Genomic DNA, 25038 nt, shown 5'->3' with positions numbered 1-25038 from the left:
CGGGCTCAAGCCCCGGCTCCGTACCGCCGATCGGCCAATTTCCCCCGAACGAGTGACGGGGCCGCTCCGACCTGCCGGAACGGCCCCGCCCTCACGGCCTCACACCGCCGCGCCCGTCCGGGCGGTCACCGGCGCGCGTCGCACTCCTGCGCGCGGAGGGCGCGCGCGAGGTCGTCGCGCGCCTCCAGTACGAGCCGGCGCAGCGCGGGCGCCGCCTCCGCCCGCGCGTCCAGCCACGCGTCGGTGGCCGCCAGCGTCTCCGGCGAGTCCTGGTACGCCGGGTACAGGCCGCGCACCACCGCCATGCCGATCTCGATCGACCGCTTCGCCCACACGTCCTCGATCGCCGCGAAGTACGGTCCGGCGTAGGGAGCCAGCAGCTCCCGCTGCCCGGCCTCGGCGAAGCCCGCGATGGTCGCCTCCACCAGCGCGTTGGACAGCGCGTCGGACTCCACCACCGCCCGCCACGCCTCGGCCTTCACCTCGGCGTCCGGCCGCGCGGCCAGGCAGCGCACCTCGTGCCGCTGCCCGGAGGCGGTGTCGTCGCGGCGCCGCTCGGCGGCCACCTCGTCGGCGCCGGCCGCACCCGCCGACACCAGCGCCCCCAGCAGCGTCCAGCGCAGCTCCTGGTCGACGTCCAGCCCGTCGATCCGCGCCGAACCCTCCAGCAGGCCCCGCAGCAGCTCCAGTTCGGCCGGGTCGGCGGCCACCGCGGCGAGGAACCGGGCCCAGGCCAGCTGGTGGCCGCTGCCCGGCTCGGCCTGCCGCAGCTCCCGCACCGCGCCCGCGGCCAGCGCCCGGCCGGCCTCCTCGCGGGCGGCCGGCGCCACGTAGCGGTCCAGGGCGGCGCGGGCCTGGCCGTGCAGCGACTGGAGCACGCCGATGTCGCTCTCCCGGCCGGCGAACCGCAGCACCAGGTCCAGGTAGTCGCGGGCCGGCAGCAGCCCGTCGCGGGTCAGGTTCCACACCGCCGACCAGCACACCGCGCGGGCCAGCGGGTCGGTGATGTCGCCCAGGTGGGAGCGGAGCGTGGCCAGCGACGCCTCGTCGAAGCGGGTCAGGCAGTACGTCAGGTCGTCGTCGTTGACCAGCACCAGGTCCGGACGGGGCTGCCCGGCCAGCTCCGCGACCTCCGCCGACGCCCCGCCACGTCCGCCTCCGCCCGCGCGTACCGCTCCAGCGCGCCGTCGGCGGCCCGCCGGTACAGGCCCACCGCGATCCGGTGCGGGCGCACCACGGGCTGCTCGCCGGCACCGCCCTGCGCGACCGTGAGCCGGGTGATCCGGCCCTCGGCGTCGCAGACCACCTCCGGGGTCAGCGTGTTGACGCCCGAGGTCTCCAGCCAGGCCCGCGACCAGGCCGCCATGTCCCGGCCGGAGGTCTCGGCCAGCACCGACAGCAGGTCGGCCAGGGTGGTGTTGCCGTAGGCGTGCCGGGCGAAGTAGCGGCGCGCCGCCTCCAGGAACGCGTCCCGCCCGACGTAGGCGACCAGCTGCTTGAGCACCGAGGCGCCCTTGGAGTACGTGATCCCGTCGAAGTTGAGCTTGGCGTCCTCCAGGTCCCGGATGTCGGCCACCACCGGGTGGGTGGACGGAAGCTGGTCGGCCCGGTACGCCCACGCCTTGCGGCGGTTGGCGAAGGTGATCCAGCCCTCCTCGTACCGCGTCGCCTCCACCAGCGCGAACGCGCCCATGAAGTCCGCGAAGGACTCCTTCAGCCACAGGTCGTCCCACCAGCGCATGGTGACCAGGTCGCCGAACCACATGTGCGCCATCTCGTGCAGGATCACGTTGGCGCGGCCCTCGTAGGCGGCGCGGGTGACCTTGCCGCGGAAGATGAACTCCTCCCGGAACGTCACGCAGCCCGGGTTCTCCATCGCGCCCAGGTTGTACTCCGGCACGAACGCCTGGTCGTACTTGCCGAACGGGTAGGGGTAGCCGAAGTTGTCGTGGAAGAAGTCCAGCCCCTGCTTGGTGACCCCGAAGACCGCGTCGGCGTCGAAGTGCTTGGCGAGCGAGCGGCGGCACAGCACCGACAGCGGGATGTCCAGCACCGCCTTGTCGTCCAGCCGCCGCGCGTAGTGGTCGTGCTCGACGTGGTACGGGCCGGCCACGACCGCCGTGATGTAGGTCGAGATCGGCTGGGTGGGCGCGAACCGCGAGACGGTGCCGCCGTCCGCGACCGGCTCCGGGTCGCCCTCGCGTGCGCCGTTGCCGACCACCGTCCAGCCCTCGGGCGCGGTGACCTGGAAGGTGAACGGGGCCTTCAGGTCGGGCTGTTCGAAGTTGGCGAAGACCCGGCGGGCGTCGGCCGGCTCGTACTGCGTGTAGAGGTAGACCTCGCCGTCCTCGGGGTCCTCGAAGCGGTGCAGGCCCTCGCCGGTACGGCTGTAGGCGCACAGCGCGTCCACCACCAGGGTGTTCCGCTCGGCCAGGTCGTCCAGGGCGATCCGGGCGCCGTCGAAGACCTCGGCGGGGTCGAGCTCGCGGCCGTTGAGCCGCACCGACGCCACCGCGGGCGCGATCAGGTCCGCGAAGGTCGAGGCGCCCGGCTGGGTGCAGCGGAACTCGATCACCGTGGTCGAGCGGAAGGTGCGGGGGCCGCTGCCCGCGGTGCCGGCCGTGCCCGCCGCCTCGTCTCGCGGGCCGACGGCACCGCGCACGTCGAGCGCGACGTCGTACCGCTCCACGGACAGGATCGCGGCCCGGGCGCGGGCCTCCTCACGGCTCAGGTTCTCGCCGGGCACGGGCGCTCCTCTGCTGCTGCGGTGCTGCTGGGTCGCCCCCGCGGTGTCCGCGGCACGGCGTGGGCGAGCCCCGGATCGCGGGGCACCCGGGCATCCTCCCACGGGGGCGCGGGCCTGCCGAGGCGGCGGGGCGGGGCACCAGCGGAGGCACCCCGGGGGGCTCGTGCGGGGCCTCCCGGAAGGTCTCCCGGAGGACCTTCGGACGCCCTTCCGGAGGGGGTCCGCCGAGGCTGTCCGCCCCGCGGCGGACGCGGGAATTCCCCGGGCCGGACGGGCGTTGAGGCGGATGCCGGGACTGCTCCCTGCCCCGGCGCGGGTCGGCGGGTGCCGGTCCGCGCAGCGCACCCATGTCGTCGGAGGAACAGGACTGTGAGCGCCACCGAAACCACGGCCGGACCGACCCCCGCGGACTTCTGGTTCGACCCGCTGTGCCCCTGGGCCTGGATGACCTCGCGCTGGATGCTGGAGGTCGAGAAGGTCCGCCCGGTCTCCGTCCGCTGGCACGTGATGAGCCTCGCCGTGCTCAACGAGGACAAGCTCGACACCCTGCCGGAGCAGTACGCCACCTTCCTGCGGGACGCCTGGGGCCCGGTCCGGGTGGTCATCGCGGCGCAGCAGGAGCACGGCGACGAGGTCGTCGGCCCGCTCTACACCGCCCTCGGCACCCGCTTCCACAACCGCGAGCTGCCCAGGACGCGCGAGACGATCCTGGAGGCGCTGGAGGAGGTCGGCCTGCCCGCCGCCCTGGCCGACTACGCCGACTCGGACCGCTACGACCAGGAGCTGCGCGCCTCCCACAAGGAGGGCATCGACCTGGTCGGCCAGGACGTCGGCACCCCCGTCATCGCGGTGCCCGGCGCCGATGGCGAGCAGGTCGCCTTCTTCGGCCCCGTGGTCACCCCCGCGCCCAAGGGCGAGGCGGCCGCGAAGCTGTGGGACGGCACGCTGCTGGTCGCCTCCACCCCCGGCTTCTACGAGCTCAAGCGGACGCGCACGCAGGGCCCGGTCTTCGACTGACGCGAGCAGCACGCCGCGAGTGCGCACGGCCGGCCGCTTCCGGACCCGGCCGGCGTGCGCTCCTCGCGGTGCTCGTCCCGCCCGACGGGCCTTTGGTGGGATTCGACAGCACCGACGGGTGGACCCCACCCGGGCCGACGCCCGCCGACTCCGCTTCCGGTGAGCCGACCGGGCGTGACGCTGCTCACGCCACCTGCTGGTATCCCTCCCGAGGGGGCGATCCGAGGTCGGCCAAGCCGGTCCGGAGGCGGGGTGGAAGCCTCCAAGGGCGGCCCTCGGGCTTTGTCGGAGTCGGACGATGATCACCTCTCGACGGGTGGGCTAGCGTCGCGGTGTCCCCCTGACCGCTCCCGACGCCCACCCCCGTGGAGGCCCCCCTTGAGCACCGCCGCACCCACCGCCCCCGGCCTCGTCCTGGCCGACCTGCTGCCCGCCTCCACCGCCGCCCGGGCGCGGCTGCGGGACGCGGGCCTGGTGCTGGGCGGCGCGGCTCTCACCGGCCTCGCCGCGCAGCTGTCCGTCCCCGTGCCGGGCTCGCCGGTGCCGGTCACCGGCCAGACCTTCGCCGCCCTGCTGGTCGGCGCCGCCCTCGGCAGCCGGCGCGGCGCCGCCTCGCTCGGCCTTTACGCCGTCGCGGGCATGGCCGGACTGCCCTGGTTCGCCGGCGCCTCCTCCGGCTGGTCGATGCCCACCCTCGGCTACGTCCTGGGCATGGTGCTGGCCTCGGCCGTCGTCGGCGGGCTGGCCCGGCGCGGCGGTGACCGCACGGTGCTGCGCACGGCGGGCGTGATGCTGCTCGGGTCGGCCGTCGTCTACGCGGTCGGCGTCCCGTACCTGGCCCACGCGGCGCACCTGTCCGCAGGGCAGGCGTTCCGGCTCGGGCTGCGCCCCTACCTCCTCGGCGACGCGCTCAAGGCCGCCCTGGCGATGGGCGCGCTGCCCGCCGCCTGGCGCCTCACCCGCTGACCTCGGCTCCTTCCGGTCCGGCCCGCATCCCGGGGCGCCCGGAGGCCCGGCCACCCCGGAAGCGGGGTGGCCGGGGACCGTGGGAGACTCGCCCCATGCGCGTCTACATCGGCTCCGACCACGCCGGCTTCGACCTCAAGAACCACCTCGTCGCCTGGCTGGGCGCCAACGGCCACGAGGCCGTCGACTGCGGCCCCCAGATCCTCGACGCGGAGGACGACTACCCCCCCTTCTGCCTGCGCGCCGCCGAGCGCACGGCCGCCGACCCCGACGCCCTCGGCATCGTGATCGGCGGCTCCGGCAACGGCGAGCAGATCGCCGCCAACAAGGTGAAGGGCGTGCGGGCCGCCCTCGCGTGGAGCGAGCAGACCGCCACCCTCGCCCGGGAGCACAACGACGCCAACGTGCTGAGCGTCGGCGCCCGCATGCACACGGAGGAGGAGGCGGTGAAGTTCGTCGAGCTCTTCCTCGCCACCCCGTACTCGCACGCCGAGCGCCACCAGCGCCGGATCGACATGCTGGCCCGCTACGAGGCCACCGGCGAGCTCCCGCCGATCCCGGCCCACCACCCGAACAACCAGGACTGAGGACTGACCGGCCGATGCCCGAGAGCCACACGATCCACCGGCTGGCGGCCGAGTGCCTCGACCGGTTCGCCGGCCGGCCGGTCCGGGTCGGCAGTCCGCAGGGCAAGTTCGCCGACGCGGCGGCCCTGCTCGACGGCTCCGTGCTGGAGGCCGTCGAGGCCCACGGCAAGCACCTCTTCCTCGGCTTCGACGCCCTCGGCCCGGTCCGCTCCGGCGGGCCCGGCCCGGGGGAGCCGGGGAGGGCGGTGCGCACGGCGGCGACGGGCCGGGTGCCTGGGTGCACATCCACCTCGGCCTGATCGGCAAGGTCGCCTTCGACGGCCCGGTCACCGACACCGTCCGGCTGCGCCTCACCGGCGGCCCGGACGCCACCCGCACCATGGAGCTGCGCGGCCCCGCCACCTGTGCGCTGATCACCCCGGCGGAGAAGCGGGCCGTCCACGACCGGCTCGGCCCCGACCCGCTGCGCCCCGAGGACGGCCCGGACGGCGCCTACGCCCGGATGGCCCGCTCTCGGATGCCGGTCGCCGTCCTGCTGCTGGACCAGAAGGTGGTCGCGGGCGTCGGCAACGTCTACCGCGCCGAGGTGCTCTTCCGGTTCGGCGTGGACCCGCTCCTGCCCGGCCGTGACCTGCCCCGGCCGCTGTGGGACGCGATGTGGGCCGACCTGGTGGCCCTGATGCGCCAGGGCGTCGAGCGCAACCGCATCGACACCGTACGGCCCGAGCACGAGCCCGAGGCCATGGGCCGCCCGCCGCGCCGCGACGACCACGGCGGCGAGGTCTACGTCTACCGCCGCACCGGCGAGCCCTGCCTGGTGTGCGGCACGCCGGTGCGCACCGTGCCGCTGGCCGGCCGCAACCTGTTCTGGTGCCCGACCTGCCAACCGCCCGCCGGGTAGCACCGCCCGCCGCGTGGCACCGCCCGCCGCGTGGCACCGTCCGCCGCGTGGCACCGTCCGTGACGGCGCGCCCGCCCAACCGGGCCGGGCCGTCCGGGTGTTCTACCGCCCGCCACTCACCGCCGGCTCGGCGGACGAGGGCGTGCGGCAGGAGGCAGGAGGTCAGTCGACCGGTACGCCCTGGGGCGACTTGATCCGCTTCATGATCATCTGTGAGTTGACGTCGGCGACGCCGGGCATGGCGATCAGCCGCTCCCGCCAGAACCGCTCGTACGCGTCGGAGTCCGCGACCGCGATCCGCAGCAGGCATCCGGGCGCTCCGTACAGCCGGTACGCCTCCACCACGTCCGGGGTGGCCTGCACCTCCGACTCGAAGGCGGCCACCGACTCCGGGTCGCGCCGCACCTCCACCGAGGCGAACACCTCGAAGCCCCGTCCCACCGCCGCCGGGTCGACCACGGCGCGGTACGTCTGGATCACCCCGTCCTCCTCCAGCTGCCGCACCCGCCGCAGGCACGGGGAGGGGGTCAGGCCGACCCGCTGGGCCAGCTCCTGATTGCTCAGCCGACCGTCAGCCTGTAGTTCGCGCAAGATGCTTCTGTCAATCGCGTCCATAGGAGTGGTTCCTACCACGATGTGGACCGCGAACGTCATACATGAGCAATCAAATGACAGGTCTACGCGCATATTATTGTGCTGGGGGAAGAGGTCCAGACGGGGTACGCGTCCAAAGGAGGCGGATTCAGACATGCGCAATGTCGTGGTCATCAGCACCGGGGGGACCATCGCCAGCCGCTGGCAGGGGGACGGTTACGCCGCCGAGGCGGCCGGCAGCGAGGTGCTCGCCGCCGGCGCGGTGCCCGAGGGGGTCGAGGTGCGGGTCGTCGACCTCTTCACCGTCAACAGCTCCAGGATCACCACCGCCCACCAGCTGCGGCTGCTGCGCACCGTGCACGAGGTGCTCGCCGACCCCGCCGTGAGCGGTGTCGTCGTCACCCACGGCACCGACACGTTGGAGGAGTCGGCCTTCCTCGTCGACCTCTTCCACGACGACCCCCGCCCCGTGGTCTTCACCGGCGCCCAGAAGCCGCTGGACGCCGAGGACGGCGACGCGGCCGGCAACCTGTACGACGCGCTGCTCACCGCCTCCTCCGGCCGCGACATCGGCGCCGTCATCACCTTCGCCGGGCAGGTCTTCGCCGCCCGGGGCACCGTCAAGAAGCACACCCTGGACGCCCACGCCTTCGGCGACCCCGACGGACTCCCGCTCGGCCGGGTCGAGTTCGGCCGGGTCAGCTGGGGCCGCCGGCGCCCCCGCCCGGCCGCGCTGCCGCTGCCGCCGGAGGCCGCCGGGCACCCGCGGGTGGACATCATCACCCACCACAGCGACGCCGACACCGTGCTCCTGGACGCCGCGCTGGCCGCCGGCGCCCGCGGCGTCGTGCTGGCCGGCACCGGCGCCGGGAACCTCACCCCGCCGATCGTCGACAGCGTCCGCCGGGCCGTCGCCGACGGCGTGCTGGTGGTCGTCAGCACACGAGTGGCGGCCGGCAGCGTGGCGCCCCTGTACACCGGCGGGGGAGCGGTCGACCTGGTCGCCGCAGGCGCCGAACTCGCCGGCACCCTGCGTCCGGCGCAGGCCCGGGTCGCCGTCCTCGCCGCCCTGCTCGCGGCGGGCGACACCAAGGGGGCCGACGGGGCGAACCGGGCCGAAGGGGGCGGCGGGACCCCCGGGGCCGCGGACGGGAACGGCCCGGCGGAGGTGCTGCGCCAGGTGCTGCGGGCCGAGCCGCAGTCCCTGCCCGCGTCAGAGCTTTATCTGGCTGATGGTGTCGGCCACTGAGTTGAGGAACCGGTTGATGTCCGGCGCCATGTTCGACGAGGCGAGGAAGAAGCCGAAGAGCGCGGCGACGATGGCAGGCCCCACCTTGATGGAGTTGGCACGGATCATCACCACGAGAACGATCGCCAGCAGCAGCGCGGCGGACAGGGAGATAACCACAGCGGTTCACTTCCTCTTTCGGTAGGCCCTAGCCGGTCCGGGGACCGCGCCTGCCGCCCCCGTCCGCCCGGTACCCATACTGCCATCGTCCGGGCGGCCGGGGGGCGTCATCGGCACTCCGCCCCCGGGGCCTTCCGGTCGCTTCCGGCGTGGGCCCCATACTCCCATTCCCACCGCCTAGTCGCGGCACACCAACAGCAACGCCCGGTCGTCGTTGACGTCTTTGGCCACCGCCTCGATCAACCGCCAGGCGGCGCCCCGGAATCCGGTCGCCACCAGCCGTTCCGCCTCGCCCATCAGCCGGTCCATGCCCTCGGAGATGTCCCGGTCGGCGGTCTCCACCAGCCCGTCGGTGAACAGCATCAGCATGTCCCCGGAGGCCAACGTCCCCTTGCAGCCGTGGAACTCGGCGCCGTCGTAGACGCCCAGCAGCGGACCCTCGGCGGCCTTCTCCTCCCAGCGCCCGGTCCCGGCGTGCAGCTGAATCCCCGGGAGGTGCCCCGCGGACAGCAGTTCGTAGTCGCCGCTCTCCAGGTCGAGCACCAGGTGCACCGAAGTGGCGAACCCCTCGTCCCAGTTCTGCCGCAGCAGGTAGCCGTTGGCGGCGCCCAGGAAGGCGTGCGGCGGCAGCGAGCCCAGCAGCCCGCCGAACGCCCCCGACAGCAGCAGTGAACGGGACGCGGCGTCCATGCCCTTGCCGGACACGTCGGTGAGCACCGCCTCCAGCACCCGGCCGCCCGAGGTGCGGGTGGCCACCACGAAGTCCCCGGAGAACGACTGGCCGCCGGCCGGGCGCAGCGCCATCTCCGCGTGCCAGCCGGCCGGCAGGTGCGGCAGCCGGCTCTGCACCCTGATCCGCTCGCGCAGGTCGAACAGCATGGTGTGGCCCCGCCGCCACGGCACCCCGACCCGGGCCCTGAACTGGGCGATCACCAGCCCCGTCAGGGCCACCGCCGTGACCAGCAGCACCGTGCCCGGGGTGACCCGCGCCGGGCCCTCCCGGTACGGGCCCAGCACCGCCGACTCGACCACCAGCGCCAGCGCGGAGCCGGCGTACAGCAGGAGCAGGCTCGCCGGGCGCAGCAGCAGCCCGCCGGCCAGTATCGGCAGCACCAGGGCGCCCGGCGGGCACCACACGGGTATGAACACCGTGGTGACCGCCAGCACCGGTATCGCCGCCGCCACCACGGCCAGGCCGGCCCAGTCGGAGGCGTCGCCGCGGAAGTAGTCCACCCCGACACGGCGCACGGCGACGCGGATCCGGTGCAGCCTTCTGCGCCACCGGAGCCGGAACTCTTCGCCCACCACCGCGTCAACCATGTTCGGGCGACCCTACCGAGCGATCCGCGCCGTGTGCAGGGCGGATGGGCTGTGAGCTTGCCCCGGGGGCGCGCACGGGGGCTCGCCCGTCCTCGGACCGGCCGTCGGCACGCCCCCGCCGCGCGCTTCGCCGCCACCCGAACTCCCCTTCCGTTTAACGGTTCGCCGCCCACCGCGCCAGGCTGGTAGGCAGGTGCCATGGCGATCGAATTCAGAGAACTCGGCCCGGAGTACTGGGACCTCTTCTACAGCCGGCTGGAACGCGCGTTCAGCAGCCCCCCGGACTCGGTGGAGGAGCGCGCCCAGTGGCGCCGGGTCGCCGAGTTCGACCGGATCACGGCGGGCTGGGACGAGGGCTCGCTGGTCGCCACCTCGGGCGCGTTCAGCTTCCGCATGACGGTGCCGGGCGGGTCGCCGCTGCCGGTGGCCGGTGTGACGATGGTCTCGGTCCAGTCCACGCACCGCCGCCGCGGCGTGCTCACCGCCATGATGCGGCGACAGCTGGACGACATCCGCCGCCGCGGCGAGTCGGTCGCGGTGCTCACCGCCTCCGAGCCGGCCATCTACGGCCGCTTCGGCTACGGCGTCGCCAGCCGGCAGCTGCGCGGCGCCGTCGACACCACCCGGGTGCGCTTCGCCGCCCCCGAGGGCGTCGACGAGCTGCGGATGCGGCTGGTGGACGCGGCCGGCGCCGTGGAGGCGTGCGAGGCGGTGTACGCGGGGCTGGTGCCGAGGCGGCCCGGCATGCTGGCCCGGCAGCCCGGATGGGAGACCCAGCCGCTGCTGCCCCCGACCACCCCGGCCGCCTCGGGCGGGCTGCTCTGCGTGCTCGCGGAGTCCGGCGGCGAGCTGCGCGGCTACGCCCGCTACTGGATCACCCCGCACTGGTCGGCCGCCGGACCCGAGTCGGTGGTCCAGGTGCGCGACGTGGAGGCGCTCGACCCGGTCGCCTACGCGGCGCTGTGGCGGTACCTGGCGTCCATCGACCTCACCGCCGAGGTCGCCTTCGGCAACCGCCCGGTGGACGACCCGCTGCTCCACCTCGTCTCCGACGTCCGCCGCTGCGGGCTGAACCCGCGCGACGGCTTCCACCTGCGGCTGGTGGACGTCGGCGCCGCGCTCCAGGCCCGCTCCTACACCACGCCGCTGGACGTGGTCCTCGACATCGACGACCCGTTCTGCCCCTGGAACACCGGCCGTTGGCGGCTCAGCGCGGACGGCGGGAGCAGCGGGGGTGCCGACGGTAGCGGCACGGACGGCGGGGGCGCGGTGTGCGAGCGCACCACCGACCCCGCCGACCTCGCCCTCGGCGTCCGCGAGCTGGGCGCGGCCTACCTCGGCGACACGAGCCTGCACTCCCTGGCCGGCGCCGCCCTCGTCCGCGAGCTGCGCCCCGGCGCCCTCGCGGCCACCGCCCGAGCCTTCCACTCCGACCAGGCCCCCTGGCTCCCGCACGGCTTCTGAGCCGCGGCGCGCCGCCCCCGCTCCGGTCGCCGTGATGCGGGGGCGGGCAGGCGGGGCGCGTCAGCGCCCGACTCCGGGGCACCGGGAGCCCCGAACCGCCGGGCGGCGCACGTAGAGGATGACCAGCGCCGCCAGCAGGGCGCCTCCGGCGAACGAGAGGAGTCCGCCGAGGCGAAACGTCCGGTGAGGGCCGAAGAGTATGTACCCGCCGTAGAACAGATGCGTGGCGGCGGCCACGCACGGTACGAACAGGCGGCCCGCGTTCGGGACGAGGTCCCGCCATCCGAGCGGCTCCCGAGGCCGGGTGGGCCACCCCCGGAACCACTCCCCGAGCCGCTGGCGCAACGGCGGCCGGGTGGGCGATCCCTCGACCCACTCGGTGAGCCGCCGGCCCAGCGGCACGCGCGGCAGCGCCGCACCCCGGTGCCTTCCATGTTCAGTCACAGCAAGATCATGGGCCTCGGGGCGCGAGGAGCCGCGCGCGGGTACCTGGAACGCGCTCGGAAACGGCAGCGGCCCAGGTGGCGGAGTGAACTCCGCCACCTGGGCCGGGTGCGTGGAGCGGGCGACGGGAATCGAACCCGCGTAGCTAGTTTGGAAGACTAGGGCTCTACCATTGAGCTACGCCCGCAGCGCCAGTGATTCTGGCACATCGCATACTAGCCGGTCGAACCGGCGCGGCCGCGCGTGAATACCGGCTGCCCGCGCGTACGGGGCCATGTACTCTACGTGTCGCACCAGCGGGGTGTGGCGCAGCTTGGTAGCGCGTCCGCTTTGGGAGCGGAAGGCCGTCGGTTCGAATCCGGCCACCCCGACCACCAGGTCCGCCGCGGGTCGTGTCCCGCCGTCGTCTCCGGCCGCGGTCACGGCCCGCCGCGGCCCCACTGGGCCCGCCACGGGGCCGGAGGGAACCCGGACCGGCCCCCGGGCAGGCCGCTGCAGAGCCTGCGGCACGGCTCTCCGGAGGTCCTCCGGATTCCGCCGCGACCGACCCCGTCCAGTGTGTTTGGCGCTACCGGTAGGATGGGCGGTCGGCGACCGTCGCGCGGCCCCGCCCAGGGCGGAACCGCAGGCGGGCGAGTCGCCCCCATCACCGTAAAGCCCCAAGGAGACCCAACCGTGAAGAGCGCCGTCGAGACTCTGAACCCGACTCGGGTTCGACTCACTGTCGAGGTGCCCTTCGAGGAGCTCAAGCCCAGCCTCGACGCGGCGTACAAGAAGATCAACCAGCAGATCACGGTGCCGGGGTTCCGTAAGGGCAAGGTCCCCGCGCGCGTCATCGACCAGCGGTTCGGGCGCGGCGCGGTCCTCGAAGAGGCGATCAACGACGCGCTGCCGAAGTTCTACACGAGCGCGGTCACCGAGGGTGAGCTCGCGGATCGTGCGCTCGGCCAGCCGGACGTGGACATCACCGAGTTCAACGACGGCGACGAGCTGAAGTTCACCGCCGAGGTCGAGATCCGCCCGACGATCGAGATCCCGGACTACTCCGGCATCGAGGTCACCGTGGACGCGGTCGAGGTCTCCGAGGAGGACGTCGAGAAGTCGCTGGAGCAGCTGCGCGACCGCTTCGCCTCGACCACCTCCGTGGAGCGCGCCGCCGCCGAGGGCGACGTCGTGGTCGTCGACCTGGAGGCGTCCGTCGACGGCGAGGTGCTGGAGGACGGCGTCGCCAAGGGCGTCAGCTACACCATCGGCTCCGGCCAGCTGCTCGACGGCATCGACGAGGCCGTCACCGGCCTGGAGAAGGGCGGCTCGGCCACCTTCACCTCCGACCTCCAGGGCGGTTCCGCCGCCGGCCGTGCGGCCGAGGTCAAGGTCGAGGTCACCGACGTGCAGGCCCGCGAACTGCCCGAGCTGGACGACGAGTTCGCGCAGCTCGCGTCCGAGTTCGACACGCTGGAGGAGCTGCGCGCGGACTCCCGCAAGCGGCTGGAGCGGGTCAAGGGCTACGACCAGGCCACCCAGGCCCAGGAGAAGGTCCTCGACGCCCTGATCGAGCTCATCGAGGTGCCGATCCCCGAGAAGCTCCTGCAGAGCGAGGTCGAGACCCGGGTCCACAACCTGGAGCACCACCAGTTCCCGGCCCTCGGCCTGACCTGGGACAGCTACCTGGAGCGCGAGGGCAAGACCCGCGAGGAGCACGACGCGGAGCTGGAGGCCCAGGCGGTCAAGGGCATCAAGACCCAGTTCGTCCTCGACGAGCTGGTCAAGACCGAGAAGCTGTCGGTCAACCAGGAGGAGCTCACCGAGCACCTCGTGCGCCGTGCCGCCTCCTCCGGCATGACCCCGGACCAGTTCGCCCAGGCCATCGTCGAGAACGGCCAGGTCCAGCTGCTGGTCGGCGAGGTCGCCCGCGGCAAGGCGCTGGCCACCGTGGTCGAGGCCGCCAAGGTCACCGACAGCAACGGCGAGACCGTCGACCTGTCCGACGAGGACGAGGACGGCGAGACCGTCGAGGCGTCCGACGACGCCGAGGCCGCCGAGGCCGAGGCCGGCGACGACGCCGAGGCCGGCAAGGACGCCTGAGCCGGTACCGCACCGCGCCTGAGCCAGGCTGAGCACAGCCGCTGAGGCGGTCCACGGGCCCGAACGCCGCACCGCGTTCGGGCCCGTGGCGTCGGATGGTCCGGGCGGGGTGTCCAGGCGTCCGTTTGGCCGGGCCTCCGGGCCCGTCCGGGCGCCTCTCCGCTGTCTCCGGCCGTCTCCGGCGTGCCTCCCGGGCGCGCGGGTCCGCCGGGCACCGCGTCAGGGTCCGCCGGGCGCCTTCCGGTTGAGCCGGACGTCCGGGCGCGGCCGCTCACCCTGCGCTCACAGCGAACAGTTCCCCGTAGGGGATGGCTCCACCCGACCTGCGCGTTAGGGTCCATGGATAGGAGGGCAGGGGGTAGCGAAAGCAGGCGGCCGCCCCCGGCCCGCACGAAGACCGTGACGGCCACTCGACCGTCCGACAACGAGCAGGTGGACACGTGACGACTCCGATGCCTTCCGCCGCCGGCGAGCCGACCCTCGGCGGTCTCGGCGACCAGGTCTACAACCGACTGCTCAACGAGCGCATCATCTTCCTCGGCCAGGCCGTCGACGACGACATCGCCAACCGCATCACGGCGCAGCTCCTCCTCCTGGCCGCCGAGCCGGAGAAGGACATCTACCTCTACATCAACAGCCCCGGCGGTTCCGTGACGGCCGGCATGGCGATCTACGACACCATGCAGTTCATCAAGAACGACGTGGTCACCATCGCCATGGGCATGGCCGCCTCGATGGGCCAGTTCCTGCTCACCGCGGGTACCCCCGGCAAGCGGTTCGCGCTGCCGAACACCCGCATCCTGATGCACCAGCCCTCGGCCGGCCTGGGCGGCTCCGCGAGCGACATCAAGATCCAGGCCGAGCAGCTGCTGCACACCAAGCGGCGGATGGCCGAGCTCATCGCCCAGCACTCCGGGCAGACCTTCGAGCAGATCACGAAGGACTCCGACCGCGACCGCTGGTTCTCCGCCGAGGAGGCCAAGGACTACGGCCTGCTGGACGGCGTGATGACCTCCGCGGCGCACGTCCCCGGCGGCGGCGGCACCGGCGCGAGCGGCCCGGACGCCTCCTGAGCCCCGCGAACACCCAGACCCATCACCAGGAGCACCAGGAGACGGTGGACGTGAACCTCGTGAAGAACCCCTTCAACTTCCCCGGCGGCGGCCTGTACGAGCGCGCGATGGACGAGCGCCACGGGCTGGCCGGCGCCGAGGCGCGCTACGTGATCCCGCGCTTCGTCGAGCGCACCTCGCAGGGCGAGCGCCAGTACGACCCGTACGCGAAGCTCTTCGAGGAGCGGGTGATCTTCCTCGGCGTCCAGATCGACGACGCGTCGGCCAACGACGTGATGGCGCAGCTGCTGTGCCTGGAGTCGATGGACCCCGACCGCGACATCTCGATCTACATCAACAGCCCCGGCGGCTCGTTCACCGCGCTGACGGCGATCTACGACACCATGCAGTTCGTCAAGCCGGACATCCAGACGGTGTGCATGGGCCAGGCCGCCTCGGCCGCCGCGGTGCTGCTCTCCGCCGGCAGCCCCGGCAAGCGGATGGCGCTGCCCAACGCCCGCGTGCTGATCCACCAGCCGTACACCGAGACCGGCCGCGGCCAGGTGTCCGACCTGGAGATCGCCGCCAACGAGATCATCCGGATGCGCCAGCAGCTGGAGGAGATGCTCGCCAAGCACTCCACCACGCCGATCGAGCAGATCCGCGACGACATCGAGCGCGACAAGATCCTCACCGCTGAGGAGTCGCTGGCCTACGGCCTGGTGGACCAGATCGTGTCCACCCGCAAGTCCTCGCTGAGCGTCTGAGCAGGGCACCGAGCGCCGGCCGCCCAGCGAGGGCGGCCGGCGTGCTCACCGGACCGGACCGCGGCCGACCGCGGCGTTCACAGGTCGGCAAGGCGGTCTGTCAAGGCCGGGCACTGCCCGATCCGGTCCGACGGCGGTAAGCTGCCCCGCCCGGGCCTCCGGCGGACTCGTGTACGCGAGTCCGGTCAAGGGGGGCCCACACGGGGGGCGCGGCAAGGTACCGTCGAAGAGAAGCACCAGGCTCCGTTGAAGGTCGGCGGACCCAGGCGACTCCAGGCAAAGGGGAAAGACCTCGTGGCACGCATCGGTGACGGCGGAGATCTGCTGAAGTGCTCGTTCTGCGGAAAGAGCCAGAAGCAGGTGAAGAAGCTCATCGCAGGCCCCGGTGTGTACATCTGCGACGAGTGCATCGACCTCTGCAACGAGATCATCGAGGAGGAGCTCGCCGAGTCCTCCGAGGTGCGCTGGGAGGACCTGCCCAAGCCCCGGGAGATCTACGAGTTCCTGGAGAGCTACGTGGTCGGCCAGACCCCGGCCAAGAAGGCCCTCTCCGTGGCCGTCTACAACCACTACAAGCGCGTCCAGGCAGGCGAGAGCGGCCGTGCCGGCCACGACGACGCGATCGAGCTGGCCAAGTCCAACATCCTGCTGCTCGGCCCGACGGGCTCCGGCAAGACGCTGCTGGCGCAGACCCTGGCCCGGATGCTCAACGTGCCGTTCGCCATCGCCGACGCCACCGCGCTCACCGAGGCCGGCTACGTCGGTGAGGACGTCGAGAACATCCTGCTGAAGCTGATCCAGGCCGCCGACTACGATGTCAAGAAGGCCGAGACCGGGATCATCTACATCGACGAGATCGACAAGGTCGCCCGCAAGAGCGAGAACCCGTCGATCACCCGGGACGTCTCCGGCGAGGGCGTGCAGCAGGCGCTGCTGAAGATCCTGGAGGGCACCACCGCCTCGGTGCCGCCGCAGGGCGGGCGCAAGCACCCGCACCAGGAGTTCATCCAGATCGACACCACGAACGTGCTGTTCATCGTCGGCGGCGCCTTCTCCGGTCTGGAGAAGATCATCGAGTCCCGGGCCGGCGCCAAGGGCATCGGCTTCGGCGCCACGATCCGCTCCAAGCGCGAGATCAGCATGTCCGACCCGTTCTCCGAGATCATGCCCGAGGACCTGGTGAAGTTCGGCATGATCCCCGAGTTCATCGGGCGGCTTCCGGTCATCACCAGCGTGCACAACCTCGACCGCGAGGCGCTGCTGCAGATCCTGGTCGAGCCGCGCAACGCGCTCGTCAAGCAGTACCAGAAGCTCTTCGAACTCGACGGCGTGGAGCTGGAGTTCGAGCTCGGCGCGCTGGAGGCCATCGCCGACCAGGCGATCCTGCGGCAGACCGGCGCGCGCGGTCTGCGGGCGATCATGGAGGAGGTGCTGATGTCGGTGATGTACGAGGTGCCCTCCCGCCAGGACGTGGCCCGCGTGGTGATCACCGCCGACGTGGTGCACTCCAACGTCAACCCCACCCTGGTGCCGCGCGACCCGCGCATGGGCGGCCAGGGCGAGCAGAAGAGCGCCTGAGCGCCACCGCGCCACGCGAAAGAGGGGCGCCCGGTCCGAGGTGGACCGGGCGCCCCTCTTCCGCGTCACGCGGGCGGTGGCCGGCGGCCCTACGAACCGACCTGGACCTCGACGTCGTTGCGCACCTTGGCGGTCAGGTCGCCCGCGTCGGCTATCGAGGGGGCCGAGCCCGTGCCGGCGAGGGCCGCGGGGACGTCGACCGGCAGCACGTAGGCGACCGTGCTGTAGTCGGCCCAGACGCAGACGGTGGTCTTGATGGTGAGCTTGTGGCCGTCGCTGTCACCGGTCTCGGTGACCTGCTGGCACTTGATGACGGCGTCGCTCTCCATCCCGGCCGGTTCGACCAGCTGGGGGCTGCCGGACGTCGTGATCGTCGTGCCGTCCTTCTTGTCCGCCTCGGTGCCCGCCGCCAGCAGCGCGAACATGCCGTCCACGACCTTGCCGGGGTCCTTGACCTTGCCGTAGACGCCGGAGAACTCCAGCAGGTCGGTGGCCGTGATCAGGCTGCTGCCCTTGGCGTAGCCCGCGGTCACCTGGGTGGGGTCGGTCACGCCCAGCGCCTTGATCTTGCCGAGGTCGCTGTCGTCGAAGCTGTCCTCGTCCCCCATGTCGGGGTCCTTCGTGTAGTCGCTCGCGACCTTGTCCGGCGTGGTCAGCCGGTACGTCTTCCCGTTGTCCGCGAGCGAGCCGCCGCCGCTGCTCTTGTGGGCGAGGAGGAGACCGCCGCCGGCCAGGGCCAGCACCACCACCACGGCGCCGATGATGACGCCGGTGCGCTTGCCGTTGCCGCCCTGGGGCGGCGGCGCCGGGTAGCCGTAGCCCTGCTGCGGCACCTGGCCGTACGGCGGCTGGCCGTAACCCGGCTGGGGCTGGCCGTACGCGGGCTGCTGGCCGTACCCGCCGGGGCCGGCTGCTGCGGGTAGCCGTACCCGGGCTGCGGTTGGCCGAAGCCGGGCTGGGGCTGGCCGTAGCCGGGCTGCTGCGGGGGCTGCGGAGGCTGGGGGGCGCCGTAGCCGCCCTGCTGAGGAGGCTGCGGGGGCTGCTGGGGCGGGCCGTAGCCACCGCCCTGGGGCTGCTGCCCGTAGGGGCTCGGCGGCGGCTGGTCGTAACTCATGGATTCGTCCCCTCCGTTAACGAGTCCGCTCATCCTCCCGGACGAGAGGCCCTGCTCACACGGTGTGGGGGCAACTGATTCGTAACGGCCCCGCGGACCGCCGTAGAATCCGTACCGTGACCGACAACACTCAGCAGGGCCGAACCGCCGGCCCCGACAGCGCCGCCCCCGAACTGCCGACCCAGTACGCGCCGGCCGAGGTAGAGCGGAAGCTGTACGAGAGCTGGGTAGAACGCGGTTACTTCGAGGCCGACGCCAAGAGCGCCAAGCCCGCGTACACCATCGTCATCCCGCCGCCGAACGTCACCGGCACCCTGCACCTGGGCCACGCCTTCCAGCACACCCTCATGGACGCCCTCACCCGGCGCCGCCGCATGCAGGGCTACGAGGCGCTGTGGCTGCCCGGCATGGACCACGCCGGCATCGCCACCCAGAACAAGGTCGAGCAGCAGCTCGCCGAGGAGGGCCTGTCCCGCCACGACATCGGCCGGGAGGCGTTCGTCGAGCGCACCTGGCGGTGGAAGGAGGAGTACGGCGGCCGCATCCTCGGCCAGATGCGCCGGCTCGGCGACGGCGTCGACTGGTCCCGCGAGCGCTTCACCATGGACGAGGGCCTGTCCAGCGCCGTCGGCACCATCTTCAAGCGCCTCTACGACGACGAGCTGATCTACCGCGCCGAGCGCATCATCAACTGGTGCCCGCGCTGCCTGACGGCCATCTCCGACATCGAGGTCGAGTACCAGGACGACGACGGCGAGCTGGTCTCGCTGAAGTACGGCGAGGGCGACGACTCCGTCGTCGTGGCCACCACCCGGGTCGAGACGATGCTCGGCGACACCGCCGTCGCCGTCCACCCCGACGACCCGCGCTACGCGCACCTCATCGGCCGCCGGATCAAGCTGCCGCTGACCGACCGCACCATCCCCGTCGTCGCCGACACCCACGTCGACCCCGAGTTCGGCACCGGCGCGGTCAAGGTCACCCCCGCCCACGACCCCAACGACTTCGCCATCGGCCAGCGCCACGGCCTGGAGTCGCTGACGATCATGGACGAGCGCGGCGTGATCACCGTGCCCGGCCCGTTCCAGGGCCTGGACCGCTTCGAGGCGCGCTCGGCCATCGTCGAGGCGCTGCGCGAGCAGGGCCGGATCGTCGCCGAGAAGCGCCCGTACGTCCACTCCGTCGGCCACTGCTCCCGCTGCAAGACCACCATCGAGCCGCGGCTGTCGCTCCAGTGGTGGGTGCGGGTCGAGCCGCTGGCCCGCGCCGCCGGTGACGCGGTCCGCGACGGCCGGGTGAAGATCCACCCGCAGGAGATGGAGAAGCGGTACTTCGACTGGGTCGACAACATGCACGACTGGTGCATCTCGCGCCAGCTGTGGTGGGGCCACCGCATCCCCGTCTGGTACGGCCCGAACGGCGAGCAGGTCTGCGTCGGCCCGGACGACGAGGCGCCCACGGGCGAGGGCTGGACCCAGGACACGGACGTCCTGGACACCTGGTTCTCCTCCGCGCTGTGGCCCTTCTCCACCCTGGGCTGGCCGGAGCGCACCCCGGACCTGGAGAAGTTCTACTCGACCGACGTGCTGCTCACCGGCCACGACATCATCTTCTTCTGGGTCGCCCGGATGATGATGTTCGGCCTGTACGCGATGGACGGCAAGGAGCCCTTCCGCACCATCGCCCTCACCGGCCTGGTGCGCGACGAGTTCGGCAAGAAGATGTCCAAGTCCAACCCCAACTCGGTCGACCCGCTGACCTGGATGGACGCCTACGGCTCCGACGCCGTCCGGTTCACCCTGGCGCGCGGCGCCAACCCGGGCGCGGACGTGCCGATCGGCGAGGACTGGGTCCAGGCGTCGCGGAACTTCGCCAACAAGATCTGGAACGCCACCCGTTTCGCGCTGATGAACGGCGCCACCGTCGAGGGCCCGCTGCCCGACCGTGAGCAGCTCTCCGGCACCGACCGGTGGATCCTGTCCCGGCTCAACAGCGTCGTCGCCGAAGTGGACGCCCTCTACGAGGACTTCCAGTTCGCCAAGCTCAGCGACGCCCTCTACCACTTCGCGTGGGACGAGGTCTTCGACTGGTACGTCGAGCTGTCCAAGACCGTCTTCGCCCAGGGCGGCGAGGCGGCCGCGGCCAGCCGCCGGGTGCTCGGCGAGGTGCTCGACGTGACGCTGCGGCTGCTCCACCCGATCGTGCCGTTCGTCACCGACACCCTGTGGACCACGCTGACCGGGCGCGAGTCCGTCGTCATCGCCGAGTGGCCGAAGGACAGCGGGTTCCGCGACGCGGACGCCGAGGCGGAGATCGCCGAGGTGCAGCGGGTGGTCACCGAGGTCCGCCGGTTCCGCTCCGACCAGGGCCTCCAGCCCGGCCAGCGGGTGCCCGCCGAACTCACCCTCGACGGCACGCTGCTGGTCCCGCACGAGCCGGCCATCCGCCAGCTGCTGCGCCTCCAGCCGCCCGGCGAGGGCTTCCACGCCACCGCCACCCTGCCGGTGGCCGGCGCCCGGGTCGCCCTCGACCTGTCCGGCACCATCGACGTGGCGGCCGAGCGCAAGCGGCTGACGAAGGACCTCACGGCGGCGCAGAAGGAGAAGTCCGACACCGAGCGCAAGCTCGGCAACGAGGCGTTCCTGGGCAAGGCACCCGAACCGGTGGTGGCCAAGATCCGCACCCGGCTCGCCACCGCCGAGACGGACATCGCCCGCATCACCGCCCAGCTCGCCGCCCTGCCGCAGGGCTGACGACCGGGTAACGGCCCACCCGGGAGGCGACGCCACCTCCCGGGCGGGCCGCACGGGTACGGATCGCCTCCCGGGCGGCGGGCGGCTCCCGGTCACGCCGTGCGCGCCCCGAGCCGGCGGCGGGCAGAAGCGTCCGGCGGCGAAGGGCCGGTAAAAGCCGACCTCGCGCTTTCGTAGACTGGACCGGTGAGCGAACACTCCGAGGACGGCCGCGGGCCGCAGGACGGCCGGTCCCGGCGTCCCCAGGGACCCGACGTGACCGACGGCCCCGACACGCCGGACGAACTGGACGAGCTGAGCGGGGCCGACGCCGAGGACGTCTTCGCCGCCGATCTGGCGCAGGCGGCCGAGGACGCCGACCGCGAGGCCGACATGGCCGTCATCGAGGCCGGCAGCCGCACCCTGCGTACCCAGGTCACGCCGCCGGCCCCCGAGGACGACGTGCCGGGCCGGCCCGCCGACCCGGAGCTGGACCGGGTGCTGCGCGAGGTCGAGGAGGAGCTGTACGGGCGCTGGCCCGAGACGAAGCTCGACCCGTCGCTGGTGCGTATCCAGGCGCTCATGGACGTGCTGGGCGACCCGCAGCGGGCCTTCCCGTCGATCCACATCACCGGCACCAACGGCAAGACCAGCACCGCCCGGATGATCGAGCGGCTGCTGCTCACGTTCGAGCTGCGCACCGGCCGGTACACCAGCCCGCACGTGCAGTCGGTCACCGAGCGGATCAGCCTGGACGGCGTGCCCGTCTCCGCCGAGCGCTTCGTCGAGATCCACCGGGACATCCAGCCCTACGTCGACCTGGTCGACAGCCGGCAGGAGCACCGGATGTCGTTCTTCGAGGTCGTCACCGGCATGGCCTACGCCGCGTTCGCCGACGCCCCCGTCGACGTGGCGGTCGTCGAGGTCGGCATGGGCGGCACCTGGGACGCCACGAACGTGGTGGACGGCCAGGTCGCCGTGGTCACGCCGATCGCCCTGGACCACACCGACCGGCTCGGCGACACGCCCGGGAAGATCGCCGGGGAGAAGAGCGGGATCATCAAGGAGGGCGCCGTCGTCGTCCTCGCCCAGCAGCCGGTGGACGCCGCCAAGGTGCTGCTGCGCCAGGCGGCCGAGAAGGACGCCACCGTGGCCCGGGAGGGCGCCGAGTTCGGCGTGCTCCACCGCGAACTGGCGGTCGGCGGCCAGCTGCTCACCCTCAAGGGGCTGGGCGGCGAGTACCCGGACGTGTTCCTGCCGCTGCACGGCGAGCACCAGGCGCACAACGCGGCGGTCGCGCTGGCCGCCGTGGAGGCGTTCTTCGGCGTCGGCAGCGTCCACCAGCGCACCCTCGACCTCGACACCGTCCGGACCGCGTTCGCGGCCGTGACCTCGCCCGGCCGCCTTGAGGTCGTCCGCCGCAGCCCGACGGTGCTGCTGGACGCCGCGCACAACCCGGCCGGCGCCCTCGTCACCGCCGCCGCCGTCAGCGAGGTGTTCGACTTCACCCATCTGGTGGGTGTGATCGCCCCCAGCGGTGACAAGGACGTACGGGGCCTGCTGGAGGCGTTCGAGCCGGTCCTCACCGAGGTGGTGCTCACCCGCAACTCCACCCCCCGCTCCATGGACGTCGACGAGCTCGCGGCGCTGGCCGTCGAGGTCTTCGGCGAGGAGCGGGTGCAGGTCGAGCCGCGGCTCGACGACGCGCTGGAGGCCGCCGTCACCCTCGCCGAGGAGGAGGGCGCCTACGCCGGTGCGGGCGTGCTGGTGACCGGATCGGTCGTCACCGTCGGAGAGGCCCGGCTGCTGCTGGGCCGCAAGCGCAGTAACTGAAGCGGTAACTGAAGGGGCCCCACACCATGCGGACGCTGTGTTCGAGCACGCTGATCGGCGAGTTCTTCGTCATCGGCTTCGCCGGGCTGGTCGCGATGAAGCAGCCCGACCTGTCCATGGGCACCGTGTGGACGGTGTGCGGGGTGGCGATGCTGCTGTGCGTGCTGCTGTGCGCCGTGGTCACCCGGCCGTGGGCGCTGGCGGTCGGCTGGGCGCTGCAGATCGGCCTGCTGGCGAGCGGTTTCGTCGTCGGCACGATGTTCATCCTCGGGGTGATCTTCGCCGCCCTGTGGTGGGCGTCGATCCACTTCGGCCGCAAGGTCGACCGGATCAAGGCCCAGCACGCCGCCCAGGCCGCCTGACCGCCGCCCGCCGCCGCCGGCCGGAACGCGCGGCACCCCCGCCTGCCGCACCGCCTGTCACGGTGCGGTAGGCGGCCTTGTAGGCTCGTCGCCACACCGGATTGTCGTACCCTCAGGCGCCCGGCCGGACCGGACCTGCTCCCGTCCGCCGCGCCTGGCCCACGGCGTCCGCCTGCCGCCCTTTCCCGTCCGGCCCACCAGCGGCCGCCCGTTACACCACCGGAGCCGCCCCGTGTCCCAGCGCACCCTCGTCCTCCTCAAGCCGGACGCCGTCCGCCGCGGCCTGGTCGGCGAGATCCTGTCGCGCGTCGAGCGCAAGGCCGGCTGGCGGATCACCGCCCTCGAACTGCGCACCCTGGACCGCGCCGTGCTGGAGCAGCACTACGCCGAACACGTCGGCCGCCCGTTCTACGAGCCGCTGATGGAGTTCATGGCCTCCGGCCCGGTCGTCGCACTGGTGGCCGAGGGCGAGCGCGTCATCGAGGGCGTCCGCACGCTGGCCGGTCCGACCGACCCGATTGCCGCGCCGCCCGGGTCCGTTCGGGGGGACTTCGGCACCATCGTGCGGGAGAACCTCATCCACGCCTCGGACTCCGAGGAGTCCGCCGAACGCGAGATCAAGATCTTCTTCCCCGGCCTGGCCTAGTACCGAAAAACCCACTCGGCGGCTCCGGCCGCCGCGCGTTCCCCGGGGAAAACCCCAGGCACGGGCGCCGGGGAAGCGCCGGGAAACCCTGCCGCGAGGCCGGCGCACGCCGGTCGCGGCACCGATTTCCCGACCGCTTCCCCGGAATACCGCGGACTTCCCGGGGAAGGCGCGGGTTCTCGCGAAGTTCCGCGAAGTTCCGTGGCTCCCCGCGGATCCCGGCGGATCTCCACGGGAACCAAACACTCCGACACGGCGTCACCATTACTGAGGTCCGCTGTGTGTTCTGATGACAATGGCGTCGGAACCTCGACGCCGCGCTCCGACGGCGCGACTACGATGGAACCTCCGCCCCACGCTCCGGAAGGCCAGACGTATCCCCATGGCGAACAACATGTCGTTCATCGGCCGTGACATGGCTGTCGACCTCGGCACCGCCAACACGCTGGTGTACGTCAGGGGCCGCGGGATCGTGCTGAACGAGCCGTCGGTCGTGGCGGTCAACACCAACACCGGCGGCATCCTGGCGGTCGGCTCCGAGGCCAAGAAGATGATCGGCCGCACCCCCGGCAACATCGTCGCCGTGCGGCCGCTGAAGGACGGCGTCATCGCCGACTTCGAGATCACCGAGCGCATGCTGCGGTACTTCATCCTCAAGATCCACCGCCGCCGCTACATGGTCCGGCCCCGCGTCGTCATCTGCGTGCCCTCGGGCATCACCGGCGTGGAGCGCCGCGCGGTGATCGAGGCCGCCACCCAGGCCGGCGCCCGCACGGTGCACATCGTCGAGGAGCCGATGGCGGCGGCGATCGGCGCCGGGCTGCCCGTGCACGAGGCCACCGGCAACATGGTGGTGGACATCGGCGGCGGCACCACGGAGGTGGCCGTCATCAGCCTGGGCGGCATCGTCACCGCCCAGTCCATCCGGGTGGCCGGCGACGAGCTGGACAACGCGATCATCCAGCACATCAAGAAGGAGTACAGCCTGCTCCTCGGTGAGCGCACCGCCGAGCAGATCAAGCTCACCATCGGCTCCGCCCACGGCGGCGACGGCGACGACGAGCACACCGAGATCCGCGGCCGCGACCTGGTCAGCGGCCTGCCCAAGACCGTGGTCATCTCCGCCGGCGAGGTCCGCAAGGCCATCGAGGAGCCGGTCAACGCGATCGTGGACGCGGTCAAGACCACCCTGGACAAGTGCCCGCCGGAGCTCTCCGGCGACATCATGGACCGCGGCATCGTGCTGGCCGGCGGCGGCGCTCTGCTGCGCGGCCTGGACGAGCGGCTCCGGCACGAGACGGGCATGCCGATCCACATCGCCGAGGCGCCGCTGGACTGCGTCGCCCTGGGCTCCGGCAAGATCGTCGAGGACTTCGAGGCCCTTCAGGCCGTCGTCGACGCCGCCCCGCGCAGATGAGCCGC

Annotated in this window: 19 protein-coding genes, 2 tRNA genes and 2 pseudogenes; 16 read left to right on the top strand and 7 right to left on the bottom strand. The window is 72.6% G+C overall.

The genetic code is table 11. The annotated features are described in order from the left end of the window. Positions 1 to 125: 125 nt before the first annotated feature. A pseudogene (gene pepN, locus BS72_RS05530) lies at positions 126 to 2746 on the bottom strand (aminopeptidase N). 369 nt (positions 2747 to 3115) lie between these two features. Here pepN and BS72_RS05525 point away from each other — a divergent pair. The 4 genes and pseudogenes from BS72_RS05525 to BS72_RS05510 all read left to right on the top strand — a co-directional run bounded on the left by BS72_RS05525 (position 3116) and on the right by BS72_RS05510 (position 6217). Then, positions 3116 to 3763 carry a mycothiol-dependent nitroreductase Rv2466c family protein gene (locus BS72_RS05525; RefSeq protein ID WP_037906864.1) on the top strand — a complete coding sequence of 216 codons (648 nt, stop codon included), beginning with the start codon at positions 3116 to 3118 and terminating at the stop codon, positions 3761 to 3763. Positions 3764 to 4141: 378 nt separating this feature from the next. Continuing rightward, positions 4142 to 4729, top strand: a complete 588-nt coding sequence (locus tag BS72_RS05520; protein WP_037906862.1) for a biotin transporter BioY — start codon at positions 4142 to 4144, stop codon at positions 4727 to 4729. Between the two features lie 95 nt (positions 4730 to 4824). Next, on the top strand, positions 4825 to 5316 hold the full coding sequence (locus BS72_RS05515; protein WP_037906861.1) for a ribose-5-phosphate isomerase: 492 nt from the start codon (positions 4825 to 4827) through the stop codon (positions 5314 to 5316). A gap of 14 nt (positions 5317 to 5330) precedes the next feature. Continuing rightward, positions 5331 to 6217: pseudogene (locus tag BS72_RS05510) on the top strand (Fpg/Nei family DNA glycosylase). A gap of 162 nt (positions 6218 to 6379) precedes the next feature. Here the strand turns inward: BS72_RS05510 and BS72_RS05505 are convergent. Beyond that, the gene (locus BS72_RS05505; protein ID WP_037906860.1) at positions 6380 to 6832 is read right to left on the bottom strand and encodes an Lrp/AsnC family transcriptional regulator; all 453 of its coding nucleotides are present in this window, start codon (positions 6830 to 6832) and stop codon (positions 6380 to 6382) included. A gap of 133 nt (positions 6833 to 6965) precedes the next feature. On the opposite strand from BS72_RS05505, the gene BS72_RS05500 reads away from it, so the two are divergent. Continuing rightward, entirely contained in the window at positions 6966 to 8060 is a 1095-nt protein-coding gene (locus tag BS72_RS05500; RefSeq protein WP_078901026.1) for an asparaginase, read from the top strand. Here BS72_RS05500 and BS72_RS05495 read toward each other — a convergent pair. Further along, positions 8025 to 8219 (bottom strand): hypothetical protein, encoded by a 195-nt coding sequence (locus BS72_RS05495; protein ID WP_037906858.1) that lies wholly within the window; start codon positions 8217 to 8219, stop codon positions 8025 to 8027. The genes BS72_RS05500 and BS72_RS05495 overlap by 36 nt on opposite strands. A 177-nt stretch (positions 8220 to 8396) precedes the next feature. Beyond that, a complete protein-coding gene (locus tag BS72_RS05490) occupies positions 8397 to 9539 on the bottom strand; it encodes a SpoIIE family protein phosphatase (RefSeq protein ID WP_037906856.1) in 1143 nt (380 codons plus the stop codon). A gap of 198 nt (positions 9540 to 9737) precedes the next feature. Between BS72_RS05490 and BS72_RS05485 the strand changes: the two genes are divergently transcribed. Then, positions 9738 to 11003 (top strand): GNAT family N-acetyltransferase, encoded by a 1266-nt coding sequence (locus tag BS72_RS05485; RefSeq protein ID WP_037906854.1) that lies wholly within the window; start codon positions 9738 to 9740, stop codon positions 11001 to 11003. 60 nt (positions 11004 to 11063) lie between these two features. Here the strand turns inward: BS72_RS05485 and BS72_RS05480 are convergent, their stop codons facing one another. Together BS72_RS05480 and BS72_RS05475 are read right to left on the bottom strand one after the other, a co-directional pair. Next, positions 11064 to 11447, bottom strand: coding sequence for a hypothetical protein (locus tag BS72_RS05480; RefSeq protein WP_157856154.1), 384 nt, complete (start codon positions 11445 to 11447; stop codon positions 11064 to 11066). Positions 11448 to 11560: 113 nt separating this feature from the next. Continuing rightward, positions 11561 to 11634 (bottom strand) — tRNA-Gly (locus BS72_RS05475). Positions 11635 to 11744: 110 nt separating this feature from the next. On the opposite strand from BS72_RS05475, the gene BS72_RS05470 reads away from it, so the two are divergent. The 5 genes from BS72_RS05470 (at position 11745) to clpX (ending at position 16929) form a co-directional block, all read left to right on the top strand. After that, positions 11745 to 11821, top strand: a tRNA-Pro gene (locus BS72_RS05470). Positions 11822 to 12122: 301 nt separating this feature from the next. Then, a complete protein-coding gene (gene tig, locus BS72_RS05465; protein ID WP_037906849.1) occupies positions 12123 to 13532 on the top strand; it encodes a trigger factor in 1410 nt (469 codons plus the stop codon). A 452-nt stretch (positions 13533 to 13984) separates the two neighbouring features. Continuing rightward, complete coding sequence (locus BS72_RS05460) at positions 13985 to 14605, top strand: ATP-dependent Clp protease proteolytic subunit (protein WP_037906846.1); 621 nt, start codon at positions 13985 to 13987, stop codon at positions 14603 to 14605. A gap of 107 nt (positions 14606 to 14712) precedes the next feature. Then, positions 14713 to 15351: an ATP-dependent Clp protease proteolytic subunit gene (locus BS72_RS05455; protein ID WP_051950754.1), complete on the top strand. Its 639-nt coding sequence runs from the start codon at positions 14713 to 14715 to the stop codon at positions 15349 to 15351. A gap of 294 nt (positions 15352 to 15645) precedes the next feature. Next, on the top strand, positions 15646 to 16929 hold the full coding sequence (clpX, locus tag BS72_RS05450) for an ATP-dependent Clp protease ATP-binding subunit ClpX (protein WP_037906844.1): 1284 nt from the start codon (positions 15646 to 15648) through the stop codon (positions 16927 to 16929). Between the two features lie 89 nt (positions 16930 to 17018). Here the strand turns inward: clpX and BS72_RS05445 are convergent, their stop codons facing one another. Next, positions 17019 to 17762: a hypothetical protein gene (locus BS72_RS05445; protein WP_051950694.1), complete on the bottom strand. Its 744-nt coding sequence runs from the start codon at positions 17760 to 17762 to the stop codon at positions 17019 to 17021. A 397-nt stretch (positions 17763 to 18159) separates the two neighbouring features. Between BS72_RS05445 and BS72_RS05440 the strand changes: the two genes are divergently transcribed. The 5 genes from BS72_RS05440 to BS72_RS05420 all read left to right on the top strand — a co-directional run bounded on the left by BS72_RS05440 (position 18160) and on the right by BS72_RS05420 (position 25033). Further along, positions 18160 to 20796, top strand: a complete 2637-nt coding sequence (locus BS72_RS05440; RefSeq protein ID WP_037906841.1) for a valine--tRNA ligase — start codon at positions 18160 to 18162, stop codon at positions 20794 to 20796. A 186-nt stretch (positions 20797 to 20982) separates the two neighbouring features. Then, positions 20983 to 22608, top strand: coding sequence for a bifunctional tetrahydrofolate synthase/dihydrofolate synthase (gene folC, locus BS72_RS05435; RefSeq protein ID WP_051950693.1), 1626 nt, complete (start codon positions 20983 to 20985; stop codon positions 22606 to 22608). Positions 22609 to 22634: 26 nt separating this feature from the next. Continuing rightward, complete coding sequence (locus BS72_RS05430) at positions 22635 to 22970, top strand: DUF4233 domain-containing protein (protein WP_037906839.1); 336 nt, start codon at positions 22635 to 22637, stop codon at positions 22968 to 22970. A gap of 232 nt (positions 22971 to 23202) precedes the next feature. Next, positions 23203 to 23616 (top strand): nucleoside-diphosphate kinase, encoded by a 414-nt coding sequence (gene ndk / locus BS72_RS05425; protein ID WP_037906837.1) that lies wholly within the window; start codon positions 23203 to 23205, stop codon positions 23614 to 23616. A 394-nt stretch (positions 23617 to 24010) separates the two neighbouring features. Further along, the gene (locus BS72_RS05420; RefSeq protein ID WP_037907750.1) at positions 24011 to 25033 is read left to right on the top strand and encodes a rod shape-determining protein; all 1023 of its coding nucleotides are present in this window, start codon (positions 24011 to 24013) and stop codon (positions 25031 to 25033) included. Positions 25034 to 25038 lie beyond the last annotated feature (5 nt).

The organism is Actinacidiphila yeochonensis CN732, from assembly GCF_000745345.1.
Taxonomy (GTDB): Bacteria; Actinomycetota; Actinomycetes; order Streptomycetales; family Streptomycetaceae; genus Actinacidiphila; species Actinacidiphila yeochonensis.
This window is presented reverse-complemented; position numbering and strand designations above follow the sequence as displayed.

Coding starts and splice junctions, on each gene's coding strand:
- BS72_RS05515 (WP_037906861.1), top strand. CDS start 4,825: ATGCGCGTCTACATCGGCTCCGACCACGCCGGCTTCGACCTCAAGAAC.
- BS72_RS05505 (WP_037906860.1), bottom strand. CDS start 6,832: ATGGACGCGATTGACAGAAGCATCTTGCGCGAACTACAGGCTGACGGT.
- BS72_RS05500 (WP_078901026.1), top strand. CDS start 6,966: ATGCGCAATGTCGTGGTCATCAGCACCGGGGGGACCATCGCCAGCCGC.
- BS72_RS05490 (WP_037906856.1), bottom strand. CDS start 9,539: ATGGTTGACGCGGTGGTGGGCGAAGAGTTCCGGCTCCGGTGGCGCAGA.
- BS72_RS05485 (WP_037906854.1), top strand. CDS start 9,738: ATGGCGATCGAATTCAGAGAACTCGGCCCGGAGTACTGGGACCTCTTC.
- BS72_RS05460 (WP_037906846.1), top strand. CDS start 13,985: ATGCCTTCCGCCGCCGGCGAGCCGACCCTCGGCGGTCTCGGCGACCAG.
- BS72_RS05455 (WP_051950754.1), top strand. CDS start 14,713: ATGGACGAGCGCCACGGGCTGGCCGGCGCCGAGGCGCGCTACGTGATC.
- BS72_RS05430 (WP_037906839.1), top strand. CDS start 22,635: ATGCGGACGCTGTGTTCGAGCACGCTGATCGGCGAGTTCTTCGTCATC.
- BS72_RS05420 (WP_037907750.1), top strand. CDS start 24,011: ATGTCGTTCATCGGCCGTGACATGGCTGTCGACCTCGGCACCGCCAAC.